Origin of the sequence: Massilia aerilata, from assembly GCF_042656905.1 — a bacterium.
GTDB lineage: Bacteria > Pseudomonadota > Gammaproteobacteria > Burkholderiales > Burkholderiaceae_D > Telluria > Telluria aerilata.
Window position 1 is genome coordinate 1 of sequence record NZ_JBHSMZ010000023.1, and the last position, 15,202, is coordinate 15,202.

Annotated in this window: 15 protein-coding genes and 1 riboswitch; all 15 genes read left to right on the plus strand. The window is 67.5% G+C overall.

Going from position 1 to position 15,202, the window contains the following annotated elements:
• Positions 1–302: 302 nt before the first annotated feature.
• Entirely contained in the window at positions 303–1,343 is a 1,041-nt protein-coding gene (gene cobT, locus ACFPO9_RS23360) for a nicotinate-nucleotide--dimethylbenzimidazole phosphoribosyltransferase (protein WP_379775596.1), read from the plus strand.
• Between the two features lie 8 nt (positions 1,344–1,351).
• Positions 1,352–2,131, plus strand: coding sequence for an adenosylcobinamide-GDP ribazoletransferase (locus tag ACFPO9_RS23365; RefSeq protein ID WP_379775598.1), 780 nt, complete (start codon positions 1,352–1,354; stop codon positions 2,129–2,131).
• Positions 2,132–2,134: 3 nt separating this feature from the next.
• A complete protein-coding gene (locus ACFPO9_RS23370) occupies positions 2,135–2,680 on the plus strand; it encodes a histidine phosphatase family protein (RefSeq protein WP_379775601.1) in 546 nt (181 codons plus the stop codon).
• A riboswitch (cobalamin riboswitch) is annotated at positions 2,675–2,896 on the plus strand. It overlaps the preceding gene by 6 nt.
• Positions 2,897–2,966: 70 nt before the next feature.
• Positions 2,967–4,817 carry a TonB-dependent receptor plug domain-containing protein gene (locus ACFPO9_RS23375; protein WP_379775603.1) on the plus strand — a complete coding sequence of 617 codons (1,851 nt, stop codon included), beginning with the start codon at positions 2,967–2,969 and terminating at the stop codon, positions 4,815–4,817.
• A gap of 18 nt (positions 4,818–4,835) precedes the next feature.
• Positions 4,836–5,858, plus strand: a complete 1,023-nt coding sequence (locus tag ACFPO9_RS23380) for a FecCD family ABC transporter permease (RefSeq protein ID WP_379775606.1) — start codon at positions 4,836–4,838, stop codon at positions 5,856–5,858.
• Between the two features lies 1 nt (position 5,859).
• Positions 5,860–6,648, plus strand: a complete 789-nt coding sequence (locus tag ACFPO9_RS23385; protein WP_379775609.1) for an ABC transporter ATP-binding protein — start codon at positions 5,860–5,862, stop codon at positions 6,646–6,648.
• On the plus strand, positions 6,629–7,267 hold the full coding sequence (gene cobO / locus ACFPO9_RS23390; protein ID WP_379775612.1) for a cob(I)yrinic acid a,c-diamide adenosyltransferase: 639 nt from the start codon (positions 6,629–6,631) through the stop codon (positions 7,265–7,267). The genes ACFPO9_RS23385 and cobO overlap by 20 nt, the downstream gene beginning before the upstream one ends.
• Positions 7,267–8,568, plus strand: a complete 1,302-nt coding sequence (locus ACFPO9_RS23395; RefSeq protein WP_379775614.1) for a cobyrinate a,c-diamide synthase — start codon at positions 7,267–7,269, stop codon at positions 8,566–8,568. Before cobO ends, ACFPO9_RS23395 begins: the two co-directional genes overlap by 1 nt.
• The gene (cobU, locus tag ACFPO9_RS23400; protein WP_379775617.1) at positions 8,565–9,125 is read left to right on the plus strand and encodes a bifunctional adenosylcobinamide kinase/adenosylcobinamide-phosphate guanylyltransferase; all 561 of its coding nucleotides are present in this window, start codon (positions 8,565–8,567) and stop codon (positions 9,123–9,125) included. The genes ACFPO9_RS23395 and cobU overlap by 4 nt, the downstream gene beginning before the upstream one ends.
• Positions 9,119–10,075, plus strand: a complete 957-nt coding sequence (cbiB, locus tag ACFPO9_RS23405; protein WP_379775619.1) for an adenosylcobinamide-phosphate synthase CbiB — start codon at positions 9,119–9,121, stop codon at positions 10,073–10,075. The genes cobU and cbiB overlap by 7 nt, the downstream gene beginning before the upstream one ends.
• Positions 10,068–11,042, plus strand: a complete 975-nt coding sequence (gene cobD, locus ACFPO9_RS23410; RefSeq protein WP_379775621.1) for a threonine-phosphate decarboxylase CobD — start codon at positions 10,068–10,070, stop codon at positions 11,040–11,042. Before cbiB ends, cobD begins: the two co-directional genes overlap by 8 nt.
• Positions 11,043–11,044: 2 nt before the next feature.
• Positions 11,045–11,926 (plus strand): cobalamin-binding protein, encoded by an 882-nt coding sequence (locus ACFPO9_RS23415; RefSeq protein WP_379775623.1) that lies wholly within the window; start codon positions 11,045–11,047, stop codon positions 11,924–11,926.
• The gene (locus ACFPO9_RS23420; RefSeq protein ID WP_379775625.1) at positions 11,923–13,383 is read left to right on the plus strand and encodes a cobyric acid synthase; all 1,461 of its coding nucleotides are present in this window, start codon (positions 11,923–11,925) and stop codon (positions 13,381–13,383) included. Before ACFPO9_RS23415 ends, ACFPO9_RS23420 begins: the two co-directional genes overlap by 4 nt.
• Positions 13,384–13,456: 73 nt before the next feature.
• Positions 13,457–13,855 (plus strand): DUF2061 domain-containing protein, encoded by a 399-nt coding sequence (locus ACFPO9_RS23425; RefSeq protein ID WP_379775627.1) that lies wholly within the window; start codon positions 13,457–13,459, stop codon positions 13,853–13,855.
• Positions 13,856–13,925: 70 nt separating this feature from the next.
• On the plus strand, positions 13,926–15,137 hold the full coding sequence (locus ACFPO9_RS23430) for a M20/M25/M40 family metallo-hydrolase (protein ID WP_379775630.1): 1,212 nt from the start codon (positions 13,926–13,928) through the stop codon (positions 15,135–15,137).
• Positions 15,138–15,202 lie beyond the last annotated feature (65 nt).

The following is a 15,202-nucleotide window of genomic DNA, read 5'->3' on the forward strand; positions in this document are numbered from 1 at the left end:
TCACTTTCGTGACTGCTGGCACTTCATCAAACGCCCACACTTATCGACTGTTGATTGTTAAAGATCGTATTCGGTACTGCCTTGCTGCATTCTGCGAATCGTTTTGTTCGTCAGCAGCAGAGAAGTGAGATTATGCAGTGTTTCGCTTTGCTCGTCAACTCATCCTTTTCAACAGTGCACACTCGTTTTGGAGTTTTTTCGTGCGCCGCCGAAGCAGGACGCGAACTATAGCAAACAGACACGGAGTCTGCAACGCTTGCTCGTATGCTATCTTTGCCGCTTTTATCATTTCCGGAACCAGCATGCGACCGCCCATCATCGCCACCACTGCGGATCCCGCGCTCGCCGCCCAGCTTGACCAGGCGATCAATAACAAGACCAAGCCGCTCGGCAGCCTGGGCACGCTCGAAACCCTGGCGAAGCAGCTCGGCCTGATCCAGCAGACCGTCGCGGTCACGGTCGAGCAGCCGGCCATCCTCGTGTTCGCGGGCGATCACGGCGTGGTCGCCGAAGGCATTTCCGCCTTTCCGCAGGACGTCACCTGGCAGATGGTCGAGAACTTCCTCGCCGATGGCGCGGCCATCAATGTGTTCGCGCGCCAGAACGGCGCCTCCCTATATGTAGTCGACGCCGGCGTGAACCACGACTTCGGTCCGCGTCCCGGTCTGCTCGACCGCAAGCTCGCCCACGGCACCCGCAACTTTGCGCAGGAGCCGGCGATGACGGCGCAGCAGTGCGCCACTGCGATGGAGCACGGCGCCGCCCTGGTCGCGGACTTGCCGGGCAATGTCGTCGGCTTCGGTGAAATGGGCATCGGGAACACGACCGCCGCCGCGGCGCTGATGCATAAGCTGTCCGGCATCCCGGTTGCGGACTGCGTCGGCGCCGGCACCGGGCTGTCGCCGGATGGTGTGCTGCGCAAGCAGCGCGTGATCGAAGCGGCGGTCGCGCATCATGCCGGCGTCAGCGATCCGCTCGACGTCCTGGCCACCTTTGGCGGTTTCGAGATCGCGATGATGAGCGGCGCCATGCTCAAGGCCGCGGCCATGCGCAAGACCCTGTTGATCGACGGCTTCATCGTCACCTCCGCCCTGCTGGCCGCCAGCCGCATCGCGCCCGCCGTCCTCGACTACTGCGTGTTCGCGCACTGCTCCGACGAAGCCGGTCACCGCCGCATGCTCGAGCAGCTCGGCGCCCGCCCGCTGCTCCAGCTGGGCATGCGGCTCGGCGAAGGCACCGGCGCCGCGCTCGCGCTGCCGCTGCTGCATGCGGCCGCCAACTTCCTGAACGAGATGGCGACCTTCTCCTCCGCCAGCGTCAGCGAAAAATCGGAAGTCGCGTAAAGACAGCAATGCAGCAGCTCCGCCTCTTCTTCATCGCGCTGCAGTTCTTCACGCGCCTGCCGATTCCGTCCTGGGTCGGCTTCGAAGCCAGCTGGCTGCAGCACGCCTCGCGCTACTTTCCGCTGGTCGGCTGCGTGGTCGCGGCCATCGCCGCCGCCGTGTATTACGCGGCGGCCCTGGTGCTGCCGGCGCCGGTGGCGGCCGTGCTGTCGACCGCGGCCTCAATCTACCTGACCGGCGCCTTTCACGAAGACGGTTTCGCCGATACCTGCGATGGCCTGGGCGGCGGCATGACGCGTGAGCGCGTGCTGGAGATCATGAAGGATTCGCGCGTCGGCGCCTACGGTGCGATCGGCATCGTCTGCATGCTGGCCGCGAAACTGACCGCGCTGGCGATGCTGCCGCCACGCGTGGCGGTCGGCGCGCTGTTCCTGGCGCATCCGCTGTCGCGCCTGGCCGCGTCCTCGCTGATCTGGAAACTGGACTATGTGCGCGGCGAAGGCAAGGCCAAGCCGCTCGCCCAGCAGATGACGTCCACCGAATTCGCGATCGCCGCCCTCACCGCACTGCTGCCGGCGCCGCTCCTGTTGATGACGGGCTGGATTACCACCGATGCGCTGCTGGCGGCGCTGCTCGCCGCCCTGCTGGCCGCCGTCTGGCTGGGTCGCAAGCTGCAGATCCGCCTCGGCGGCTACACCGGCGACTGCCTGGGCGCGGTGCAGCAGTTGGCCGAAGTCTTCGTCTATATCGGCGTGCTGGCCACCCTCGGCCACGGCGCCTGGCCCTGAGCGGTGAAGCTTTACCTGGTCCGTCATCCGCAGCCCGATGTCGCGCCCGGCCTGTGCTACGGCGCCAGCGACCTCGCCGTCACGGAGCCTGAGCTCGCGCGCGTGCATGCGAGCCTGCGCGCGGCCGGCCTGCCGGGTGCGCTCCCTGTCTACGCCAGCCCGTTGCAGCGCTGCGCATTGCTGGCGCGCCGCCTGCAACCGGTCGCGTTGCACTTCGATGCGCGCCTGGCCGAGATGGACTTCGGCCGCTGGGAAATGCAATCCTGGGATGCGATCCCGCGCCAGGAAGTCGACGCCTGGAGCGCCGACCTGCTCCACTACCGCCCGGGCGGCGCCGAATGCGTGCTCGAGGTCGCGCGGCGCGTGGCCGCCTTCCTCGGCGATGTGCGCCAGTCCGGCCATGCGCAGGCACTGCTGGTCTGCCATGCCGGCACCATCCGGCTGCTGAGCGCCATGCGCGCCGGCGTGACGCTCGAACAGGCCGCGCTCGACGCCGCCGGCACCCCGCATCGCATCGCTTATGGCGAGCTGGTGATGCTCGACGTATAATGTCGGCGTTTTGGTGCTCGCGCCTGAGTCTTCAGGCGCAGTTAAACGGGAAACGCGAAGCTCCTCGATCGAGCCAACGCGTGCTGCCCCCGCAACGGTAAGCAAGTGCCGCAGATGCATGCGGCAACCGTCTTCTCATACCACTGTGCGCAAGCATGGGAAGGTCAGACGGCCACACTTGCCAGCCCGGATACCGGCCAAAAGGTGGAAGCGTGCGGCTTGCCCTCGCTTCTGTTCAATCTGGCCTACGGGGACGTCGGCCGGTTGTCCACGAAAGTAAATCATCATGCGTTTTTCCGTTTCACGGCAGGCGGCCGCGCCCCTGCTCGCCATTACCCTTGCTACGCCTTTCATCCCCGCCTTCGCCGATCCGGCCATCGACACCGTGGTGGTCACCGCCACCCGCACGCCGCAGCGCGCCGACGAGGTGATCCCGGATACCACCGTCATCACCAGTGAAGAGATCGCGCGCGCCGGCGCCGGTTCCGTCGCCGACCTGCTCCGGCGTCAGCGCGGCATCGAGATCGTGCGCAACGGCGGCCCGGGCGCCAGCACCAGCGTGTTCCTGCGCGGCGCCAACAGCAACCAGGTCGTGGTCCTGATCGACGGCGTGCGCATCGGTTCCTCGACCACCGGCGCGGCCAGCTGGAATGCGACCCCGCTGTCGAGCATCGACCACATCGAAATCGTCTACGGCCCGCTGAGCGCCCTGTACGGCGCCGACGCAATCGGCGGCGTGGTGCAGATCTTCACCAGGAAAAGTGAGGGTACCCCAAGCTTCAGCGCCAGCGCAGGCGCCGGCAGCTACGGCGCCCGTCAGTACGACGCCGGCGTGCACGGCGCGACCGGCGGCGAACATAGCCTCAGCTACGCGCTCAGCGCCGCACGCGAAGATGCCGACGGCTTCTCCAGCACCCGTCCCGGCTCCTCGAGCTACAACAAGGACGACGACGGCTATGCGCGCAACAGCGTGAACGGCCGGGTGGCCGTGCAACTCGCGCCCGGCCACGAAGCTGGCCTGCAATTCCTGAAGAGCCGCCTGCGCGCGCAGTACGACAGCGGCGCGGCCAGCTACGACACCCACAACGAACAGGACATCGACAGCTACGTCCTGTTCCTGAACGACCGCATCCTGCCCAACTGGCGCAGCAGCCTGCAGGCGGCCCGCTCCAACGACCGGCTGGGCAGCTTCACCAGCGCGGCCGCCAGCGGCGCCAGCCAGATCGATACCCGCCAGACCGAATTCACCTGGCAGAACAGCTTCGATCTGAACGGCGACAGCCTGCAAGTCCTGCTCGGCCACCGCAAGGAAGAAGTGCTGTCCAGCTCCAGCACCGCGCTGAACCGCTCGCGCATCACCAATTCCGTCGCCGCCGCTTACGACCTGCGCCGCGGTAGCCACCTGCTCGACCTCGGCCTGCGCAGGGACCAGTCGGTCTACGGCGGCAAGACCACCGGCGCGGCCGGCTACGGCTACGAATTCAGCAGGGATTTGCGCGCCACCGCCAGCGTCGGCACCAGCTTCCGCGCGCCGACCTACAACGAGCTGTACTACCCGGGCTACGGGCTCCCGACCAACAAGCCGGAACAGGGCCGCAATGTCGAGGCCGGCCTGCGCTACCGGATCGCCGGCGCCGAGCTGCAGGCGAACTACTACCGCAACCGCCTGACCGACATGCTGGTGACGGTCAATCCCTGCCCCAGCCGCACCGGCAGCTGCGCCTACAACGTCAATCGCGCCCTGCTCGAAGGCCTGACGATGTCGGTCGAGACCCGTGCCTACGGCATCGACCTGCGCGCCAGCGCCGACTTGCAGGACCCGCGTGACGAGACCACCGGCAAGCAGCTGGCCCGCCGTTCGCGCCGCCACGCCAGCCTGACGGCCGCCCATGCGCTCGACCGCGCCGAGTTCGGCGCCGAACTGCAAGCATCAGGCAGCCGTTTCGACGACGCCGCGAATGCCAACCGCCTGGGCGGCTACGGCCTGCTGAACCTGTACACTACATGGCGCTTCACGGCCGACTGGTCGCTGCTGCTGCGTCTCGATAATGTGCTCGACAAGCGCTACGAGCTGGCGCGATATTACGGCACGACCGAACGCAGCTGGTTCGCCGCGCTGCGCTACGGGATCCGTTAATTCAAACTTCAGACCAGCATGCATCCATTCCATCAGGCCGCGCGCCAGCGCACCACCATGATCGTCGGCACACTCCTGCTTGCCGCCCTCGCCTGCCTGCTGTTTTCCGGCGTCACGGGCTCGGTCACGGTCGCGCTGGCGGAGCTGCCCGATGCGGTGGGCCAGGTGCTGCACGGCCGCCAGGATTCGCTCGCCGCTTCCTTGCTCGCGCTGCGCGGCGGACGGGCGCTGACCGCCTTCGTCACCGGCGGCGGGCTGGCCCTGGCCGGCGTCATGATGCAGGCCCTGCTGCGCAATCCGCTGGCCGATCCTTATGTGCTGGGGATCTCGGCCGGTGCCTCGGTCGGCGCCCTGTTCGCACTGCTGATGATGTGCGCGGCGGCGGTGGTCGACGGCGCCGCGCTGGCCGGCGCGGTGGCGGTGTCGATGCTGCTGTATCTACTGGCGCGGCGCGACATCCGCGGTGGCGTGGCGGCCGAAGGCGGCACCTCGACCCTGCTGCTGACCGGCGTGATCCTGATGTCCTTCTGCATGGCCCTGGTGACGCTGATGCTGTCGATCGCACCCGAAGGCGCCCTGCGCAACATGGTGTTCTGGATGATCGGCGACCTGGCCGGCACGCCGCTGCGGCTGCTGCCCTGGGTGGTGCTGGCCGGCGGACTCGCCTTCGCCGTGCGCAATGCGCGTGCGATGAACGTGCTGGCCCTGCATGCCGACACCGCGCGCACACTGGGCATCGAAGTCGGCCGCCTGCGCAAGGGGCTGTTCTTCGTGTCCGGCGTACTGACGGCCAGCGCGGTGACGAACGCCGGCTCGATCGGCTTCGTCGGCCTGATCGTGCCGCACGCCTGCCGCTTCGCCTTCGGCCCGGACCACCGCGTGCTGATTCCTTCGGCCGTGCTGCTGGGCGGCAGCTTCCTGGTCCTGTGCGACACCCTGGCGCGCACTGTGATTGCACCGACCCAGCTGCCGGTGGGCGCGATCACGGCGCTGATCGGCGCACCGGTCTTCCTGTACCAACTCCACCAGCTGCGCAAATAAGATGATAGCGACCGAACAACTCACGCTGCAGGTTGCCGAACGCACGCTGGTGCGGGATCTCGACTGGTCCGTGCAGGCCGGCGAATGCTGGAGCATCATCGGCCGCAACGGCGCCGGTAAGAGCACTCTGCTGCGCACCCTGGCCGGGCTGCGAAGCGCGAACCGGGGAGAGGTAAAGCTGGGCGACAGAAGCCTGGACGACTGGCCGCTCGAAGAACTGGCGCGCCAGCGGGCCTACCTGGCGCAGTCGCGCACCGACGCTTTCGCCTACAGCGCGATCGACACCGTGCTGTCCGCGCGCCATCCCTACCACGGCAACCGCTACTGGGAAGGCAGCGACGACCACCAGGCTGCGCTGCAGGCGCTGGCGGCGATGGAAGTCGAGCACCTGGCAACGCGCGACGTGCGCACCCTGTCCGGCGGCGAGCGCCAGCGGGTCGCGATCGCCGCCCTGCTGGCCCAGGACACGCCGCTGCTGCTGCTGGACGAACCGGCGAACGCGCTCGACCTGGCCCATCAGGTGAGCGTGACCGGCCTGCTCGCGCGCCTGTGCCGGCGCGAGCGCAAGACCGTGGTCATGATCGGCCATGACCTCAACCTGGCGCACAGCATTTCCACCCACGCCCTGCTGCTGCGCGGCGACGGCGGCTGGCTGGCCGGCCCGGTCGCGCAGGTCATGCAGCCGGCGCTGCTGGGCGACTACCTCGGCCACCCGATCGAGATGATCGAGCACGGCGGCCGCCGCATCTTCATCCCTTTCGAGGACCACCATGAACACCATGACGCCTGAAGACACTGCTGCCGCTACTACAGCACTGAACGAACGCCACCGCCAGCGCATGGAGCGCAAGAAGGCCGTGATCGACGCAAAAATCGCGGCGGCCGACAAGAAGATCGGCATCATCATCGTCAATACCGGCAACGGCAAGGGCAAGAGCTCGAGCGCCTTCGGCATGGCGGTGCGCGCGCTGGGCCACGGCATGAAGGTGGGCGTGGTCCAGTTCATCAAGGGCGCGATGTCGACCGGAGAGGAACAGTTCCTGCGCCGCTTTCCCGAAGAAGTCGGCTTCCACGCGATGGGCGAAGGCTATACCTGGGAAACCCAGAACCGCGAGCGCGACATCGCCAAGGCCGAAGAGGCCTGGCAGCAGGCCAGGCGCTTCCTGGACGACCCGGAAATCGGCCTGGTGGTGCTCGATGAGCTGAACATCGCCCTGAAATACCGCTACCTGGACGTGCATGCGGTGATCGCCGACCTGCTCGAGCGCCCGGCCATGCAGCATGTGGTGGTGACCGGGCGCGCGGCGCCGCCCGAACTGATCGAGGTGGCGGACACCGTCACCGAAATGAACGTGGTCAAGCACGCCTTCAAGGCGGGCATCGCGGCGCAGGCCGGGACGGAGTGGTGATGACGCACCCCGGCGCACGCATGCTGCTGGTGGCGGCCACCGCTTCCGGCCAGGGCAAGACCACGATCACCGCGGCCCTCGCGCGCGGCCTGGTGCGCCAGGGCCAGCGCGTGCGGGTGTTCAAGTGCGGCCCCGACTTCATCGACCCGATGCTGCTCGAACGCGCCTGCGGCTCGAAGGTGCACACGCTGGACCTGTGGATGGTCGGCCTGGAAGCCTGCCGGCGCCGCCTGGCGCAGGCCGCGCGCGACGCCGACGTGGTCCTGATCGAAGGCGTGATGGGCCTGTACGACGGCAACCCATCGGCCGCCGACCTGTCGCGCGCCTTCGACATCCCGGTGCTGGCCGTGATCGACGCCTCCGCCATGGCGCAGACCGCCGGCGCGGTGGTGCAGGGTCTGCGCGACTACGGCCCGGTGCAGATGGCCGGCGTGGTCGCCAACCGCGTGGCCAGCGACGGACACCGCCAGATGGTGGCCACCTCGCTGCGCGGCATTCCGCTGCTGGCGAGCCTGCCGAAGCAGGCGAGAACACTGCCTGAACGCCACCTGGGCCTGGTGCTGCCCGCCGAAGTCGACGACATCGACGTCATCCTGGACGAGCTGGCCGACCAGCTGCACCTGGACACCCAGGCCTGGCAGGCAATCGCGCCGCGCCTGCCCGATCACGCCGCGCCGGAGCAGCCCATCCCGCCGCTGCTGGCCGGGAAGACGGTGGCGGTCGCGCGCGACGCCGCCTTCTGCTTCATCTATTCCGCCAACCTGGACGTGCTGCGGCAGCTCGGCGCGCAGCTGGCCTTCTTCTCGCCGCTGGCCGACCAGCCGGTACCCACCGGCGCCAACGCGGTCTGGCTGCCGGGCGGCTATCCGGAGCTGCACATGGCCGCGCTCTCGAAGGCGGCGCACTGGCGCGATTCGATCCGCGCCGCGCACGCCGCCGGCCTGCCGATCCTGGCCGAATGCGGCGGCATGATGGCGGTGGCCGAGTCCATCACCGACAAGGACGGCCATTGTTTCACCATGCCCGCCCTGCTGCCGGGGCAGGTGTTCATGCAGCAGCGCCTGGCCGGTCTCGGCTCGCAGGGCATGCCCACCGCGGCCGGCGAAATGCGTGGCCACACCTTTCATTATTCGCACCTCGACACCGGCCTGGCGCCGGTTGCGCACACGGTCAAGCACCCGTCCGGCGCCCAGGGCGAGGCGGTGTACCGGCTTGGTTCGCTGACGGCCACCTACTTCCACAGCTTCTTCGCGTCGAATCCGCTGGCCACCGCCGGCCTGTTCGCGAAAGGAACAGCATGAGCCGCACCCTGGTCTTCGGCGGCGCCCGCTCCGGCAAGAGCGCTCTGGCGGAGCGCCTGGCGCGCGAATCGGGCAAGGAAGTCATCTATCTGGCGACTTCGCAGGCCGGCGACGACGAGATGGCGGCGCGCATCGCCCATCATCGCGAGCGCCGTCCGGCGGAGTGGCAGACGGTGGAGGAAGCAACGGCGCTGGCGACTGCCCTGCGCCGCCTGTGCGCGCCCGAGCGCATCGTGCTGGTCGACTGCCTGACCCTGTGGCTCAGCAACCTGCTGTTTTCCTCGGACCGCGCCTATCCGGAAGTCGGCGCCGTCGAGCTGCCGCCGCTATTGAGCTGGGAGCGCTCGGACCTGCTGGCCTGGCTGGACGAGCCGGCGGCCGGTGAGGTGATCTTCGTATCGAACGAAGTCGGCATGGGCATCGTGCCGGTCGGCGCCGTCTCGCGCACTTTCGTGGACGAGGCGGGCCGCCTGAACCAGGATGTGGCGGCGCGCTGCGAGCGCGTGCTGTTTGTCGCCGCCGGCCTGCCGCTGGCACTGAAGGGCGCGCCATGCTGAGCGGACTGCCGCCGCTCACGCTGGCCTTGCTGCTGGCGGCCGGCGTCCTGCTCGACCTGCTGCTGGGCGAAGCGCGGCGCTGGCATCCGCTGGTCGGCTTCGGACAGCTCGCGGCGTGGCTGGAGCGGCGGCTGAACAAGGGAAGCTGGCGTAGCGCGCGCGGCGCGCTGGCCTGGATGCTGGCGGTGCTGCCCCTGAGCTTTCTCGCGGCATGGCTGTGCGCGTCCGGCGGCGCAACGGGACTGGCCGCGCACGCGCTGACGCTTTATTTCTGTCTCGGCTTGCGCAGCCTGCGCGACCACACCCTGCCCATCCACGACGCGCTGACGAATGGCGACCTGCCGCGTGCGCGCTGGCTGACCTCGCGCATCGTCAGCCGCGACACCACGAACGCCGGCGAAGCCGACCTGGCCAAGGCCGGCGCCGAGTCGCTGCTCGAGAATGGCAACGACGCCGTGTTCGGCACGCTGTTCTGCTTCCTGCTCGGCGGCGGCGCCGGCGCCCTCCTGTTCCGACTGGCGAATACCCTGGATGCGATGTGGGGCTACCGGAACGCGCGCTTCGATCTGTTCGGGCGCGTGGCGGCGCGCATCGACGATGTGCTGAACTACCTGCCGGCGCGCCTGACCGCGCTGTCCTATGCCTTGCTGTCGCCCGGCGGCCGGCTGCGTGCGCTGCGCTGCTGGCATGCGCAGGCGCCCGCGTGGAGCAGTCCGAACGCGGGCCCGGTGATGGCCAGCGGCGCCGGCGCGCTCGGTATCAGCCTGGGCGGCGCCGCCATCTATGAAGGTGAAGTCGAGCAGCGGCCCGTACTCGGGACCGGCCAGGCCGCCGCCGCGGGCGACATTCGGCGCGCCTGGCGCCTGGTCTTCCGTACCACGCTGCTGTGGGTCTTTGTCGCGCTCGGCCTCGGCATCGCGCTGCATTTGGCGGGAGTACAGCATGCTTGAACATGGCGGCAATCTGCGAGAAGCGCAGCGGCGTTATGGCGGCGACGCTTGGATCGACCTCTCGACCGGCATCAACCCGATCGGCTATCCGGCGCCGCCGCTGCCGCCGGATGCCTGGCGCCGGCTGCCCGAAGCCGATCCGGCGCTGATCGACGCCGCCTGCGCCTGGTACGGCGCCCGCGCGCTGCTGCCGGTGGCTGGCACCCAGGCCGCGATTCAGGCCCTGCCGCGCCTGCGCCGGCCCTCGCGGGTGACCGTGGCCGCGCCCTCGTATGCCGAGCATGCCCAGCACTGGTCGCAGCACGGCCACGCGCTGCGCCAGATCGGTTACCCGATGCTGGAAGCGGCGGTGGGCAGCAGCGACGTGGTCGTGGTCTGCAATCCGAACAATCCGACCGGCGAGCGGGTCGCCCCTAGCCTGCTGCTGCGCTGGGCCGCCGAGCTGGGCGCGCGCGGCGGCTGGCTGGTGGTGGACGAAGCCTTCGGCGACACCGCGTCTGCGCTGAGTGTCGCCGCCCATGCCGGCATGCCGGGACTGGTCGTGCTGCGCTCGATCGGCAAGTTCTTCGGCCTGGCCGGGCTGCGGCTGGGCTTCGTGGCGGCCGAGACTTCGCTGCTGGCGGCGCTGGCGGACATGCTTGGTCCGTGGACCGTCAGCGGTCCGGCCCAGCACGTCGCGCTGGCGGCGCTGCGCGATACGGACTGGCAGGCGGCGGCGCAGGCGCGGCTGGCGCGCGACGGCGCCCGGCTGCGCGGGCTGCTCGCCGCCCACGGCATCCAGGCTTCGGGCACGCCGCTGTTTCACTGGTGGCCCGAGCCCCACGCCGAAGAATTTCACGAACACATGGCGCGCCGCGCGATCTGGGTGCGCCTGTTCCCGCAGGCCGCGCGCGGCATCCGCATGGGCCTCCCGGACAGGAAGCAGGACTGGGACCGCATCGAACACGCACTACAGGAATGGAACTAGCGATGAAGACATCGAAAGCACTGCTCGTATTGAGCGCCGCGCTGGCGGCAATCCAGGCGCAGGCCGCCGTCACCGTCAAGGACGACGACGGCAATACCGTGACCCTGCAAAAGCCGGCCCAGCGCGTGATCTCGCTCGCGCCGCACGTCACCGAACTGCTGTTCGCGGCCGGCGGCGGCAGCCACGTGATCGGGGTGGTGGCTTACAGCGACTTCCCGGAAGAGGCGAAGAAGATCCCGCAGATCGGCTCCAACCGCGAGGTCGACCTGGAGCGCATCATGGCCTTGAAGCCCGACCTGATCGTGGTCTGGCGCCACGGCAGCTCCGAGCGCCAGATCGAGATGGTGCGTAAACTCGGCGTCCCGCTGTTCCACAGCGAGCCGAAGAAGCTCGACGACATCCCCGAAAGTATCGCCACGCTCGGCCAGCTGATGGGCACCGAAAAGGCCGCCAACCCGGCCGCCGAGGCGCTGCGCCAGCAACTGGGCAGCCTGCGCGGCCGTTATGCGAACCGTCCGCTGGTGCGCGCCTTCTACCAGGTCTGGGACCAGCCGCTCTACACCCTCAGCGGAAAGCACATCATCACCGATGCGCTACGCCTGTGCGGCGGCGAGAACGTCTTCGCCAGGCTGCAGGTGACCGCGCCCATCGTCAGCGTCGAAGGCGTCCTGCAGGAGAACCCGGAAGCGATCTTCGCCACGGCCGAGAAGAACTACGGCGGCGTCAGCATGTGGAAGCCCTACGCTACGCTGCTGGCGGTGCGCAACGATAACCTGTTCACCGTCGACGGCAATCTGCTGAACCGCTCGGGCCCGCGCATGATTCAAGGGGCCGCGATGCTGTGCGAGAAGCTGGAACTGGCGCGCCAGCACCGCACGAAATGAGCGCCTTCCCCTACCGGACCCTGATGGTGCAGGGGACGACGTCGGACGCCGGCAAGAGCACGGTGGTCGCCGCGCTGTGCCGCCTCCTGAAGCGCGCCGGCGTCAGGGTGGCGCCGTTCAAGCCGCAGAACATGGCGCTCAACAGCGCGGTGACGCGGGACGGCGGCGAGATCGGACGCGCCCAGGCGCTGCAGGCCATTGCCGCCGGCGTCGAGCCGCATACGGATTTCAATCCGGTGCTCTTGAAACCCTCGAGCGACATCGGCGCCCAGGTCATCATCCACGGCCGTGTGCGCGCGGAGATGAATGCGCGCGACTACCACCAATACAAGACGGTGGCGATGGCCGCGGTGCTGGAATCGCATGCGCGGCTGCTGGCGCAGTACGAGACCGTCATCGTCGAAGGCGCGGGCAGTCCGGCCGAGATCAACCTGCGCGACCGCGACATCGCCAACATGGGCTTTGCAGAAGCGGTCGATTGCCCGGTCGTGCTGGTGGCCGACATCGACCGCGGCGGCGTGTTCGCGCACTTCGTCGGCACCCTCGCCTGCCTGTCGGAGAGCGAGCGCAATCGCATCGCCGGCTTCGTGATCAACCGCTTCCGCGGCGATATCAAGCTGCTCGAACCGGGCCTGGACTGGCTCGAACGCGAAACCGGCAAGCCGGTGCTGGCCGTGCTGCCCTATCTGCACGGGCTTTACCTGGATGCCGAGGATGCCGTGCAGAGCGTGACGCCGCGCGAAGGCAAGTTCCGCGTGCTGGTGCCGAGCTATCCGCGCATGAGCAATCACACCGACTTCGATCCGCTGCGCGCGCATCCCGAGGTCGACCTGCGCTTCGTCCGCGAGGGCGAGGCGATTCCGGGCGCCGACCTGATCGTCCTCCCCGGTAGCAAGAACACCCGCGCGGATCTGGACTGGCTGCTGCGGCAGGGCTGGAAGGACGCGATTCACCGCCACTTGCGCTATGGCGGCAAGGTGATCGGCATCTGCGGCGGCTTTCAAATGCTGGGGCGCTTCGTCGACGATCCGGATGGCGTCGAGGGCGCGGCCGGACGATCCGAGGCGCTCGGCCTGCTGGACATGGGGACCACGCTGACGCCCGATAAACGGCTGGCCCAGGTCGGCGGTCGCTGTGTCTTCGATGCTTCGTCGCCGGATGCGGCCGTGGACGGGTACGAGATCCACATGGGCGTATCGAACGGTGCGGCGCTGGCGCGTCCGGTGTTCGAGATCGAAGGCCGGCCGGAAGGCGCGTGCTCGGACGACGGCCAGGTGCTGGGCAGCTATCTGCACGGGATGTTCGACAAGGCCTCCGCCTGCGCGGCGCTGCTGCGCTGGGCCGGGCTGCACAGCGAACACGCGGTCGATGCCGCGGCGCTGCGCGAGGCGAGCCTGGACCGCATCGCCGATGCGAGCGCGCCCTTGCTCGATAGTATTTTACAATCGTCTCTCTAAAACTTATCGATTTTACTGATCAGATGAGAATCGATATCATTCACTGCATGATCGAGCGCGACAGGAGTCGGACATGGCAGTGGCACGTAAAGGCAGTCAGGTAATTACCCACCTTGCAATCGGGTTCGCGATCGCGTACGCAGTGACCGGTTCGATGGCGCTAGGCGGGCTGGCAGTGCTGGTCGAGCCGCTGTTGAATGTGCTGCTGGTGCCCTTTCATGAACGGGCTTGGCATCGCAAGCTGCATGGCGTCAGTGGGCAGCGGCGTTATCTGCTGCTGACGTTCGAGAAGATCAGCCTGACATGCATGCACATGGGCGTCGCGTTCGGGGTGTTGTATTGCGCGACCGGATCGCTGGCCCTGGGAGGATTCGCGGCGGTGCTGGAGCCGGTTTGCAATGTGGTGTTGATGCCGCTGCATGAGCGTGCCTGGGACAGGCTGCAACTGGGTTGGCAGGCACAAGCTGTGTAAGCGTTGGCGTCAAAGTGGAGGCTCTCTCCACATGCTAGGCTTTTCTCTTCTAGTGCCAAGAGGAAAGTCTATGAAGAGCCATCCTTATCTGTCTGGACTCGTGGCTGCGCTGGCCCTAGGCGTCCCTCCCTCGGCCTCTTCCGCGCCGGAAAAGGCCGCCTGGATCACCATGGGCGATACGGCTTTTGTCCAGGTGCGGCAGCTGGTTCCCGGCATCGCTTCGGTCGCATCCCGCGAGCTTGCCGGCAGCGGGCAAAAGATCCACGCAGTGCGCGTCAGCGAATCCAGGCTCGAAACCATCGCCGGCGCGATCCATCAGCGTCTGCAGCAATGCGGCGGATTCATGTTCCACAAAACGGAAGCGGAGGCGCGAGCGGCGTTGCGCGGAAGCGTTGCGGTGGGCGTTTCTCCTTCCTATGCCATCGACAATCGTGAGCTGGTCGAGCCGGTGCTTGCGCGGATGGGCGATAAGAACATCGAGCAGACCATCCTCAGCTTGTCGGCCTTTCCGAACCGGTATTACAAGAGCCAATCGGGCGTCGATGCTTCGAACTGGCTGTTCGCGACCTGGGGCGAGATGGCCAAAGGACGGCCGGATATCACGGTGGAGCAGTTCACGCATGCCGGCTATCCGCAAAAATCGGTCGTGTTGCGCATCGCCGGCAGCGAAAAACCGAACGAGAGTATCGTGCTGGGCGCCCACCTGGATTCCATCCTGATGTCGAGGATGAGCGATACGGCGATTGCGCCCGGGGCGGATGACGATGCGTCCGGCGTCGCCAGCCTCACGGAGGCGCTGCGTTCCATGCTCGAACGGGGCTACAGGCCGAAACGCAGCATTCACCTGGTCGCCTATGCTGCGGAAGAAGTGGGCCTGCGGGGCTCGCAGGATATCGCACGCACTTTCAAGCAGGGGAATAACGCGGTCGTGGGTGTCCTGCAGCTCGACATGACGAATTACAAAGGCGCCGCGAACGACATCTATCTGTTTACGGATTACACCGACAGCAAACAGAACGCCTTCCTGGCGCAGCTGGTATCGGCCTATCTGCCGGACTTGAAGGTGGGGTACGACAAATGCGGTTATGCGTGCTCGGACCATGCGAGCTGGCAGGCCCTGGGTTTCCCGACCTCGATGCCTTTCGAATCGAGCTTTGCACGGGATAACCCTGCCATCCACACCGCGAAGGACACCTTCGCCAACTCGGGCGGGCAAGCGGCGCATGCCCTGAAGTTTGCGCGGCTGGCTGCTGCGTTTGCGATTGAATTGGGGAGCGACTGAAAAGCAAAAAGCCCGCCCAGAATTAACTGGACGGGCTCTGCATAATAATTAGCCTGACGATAACC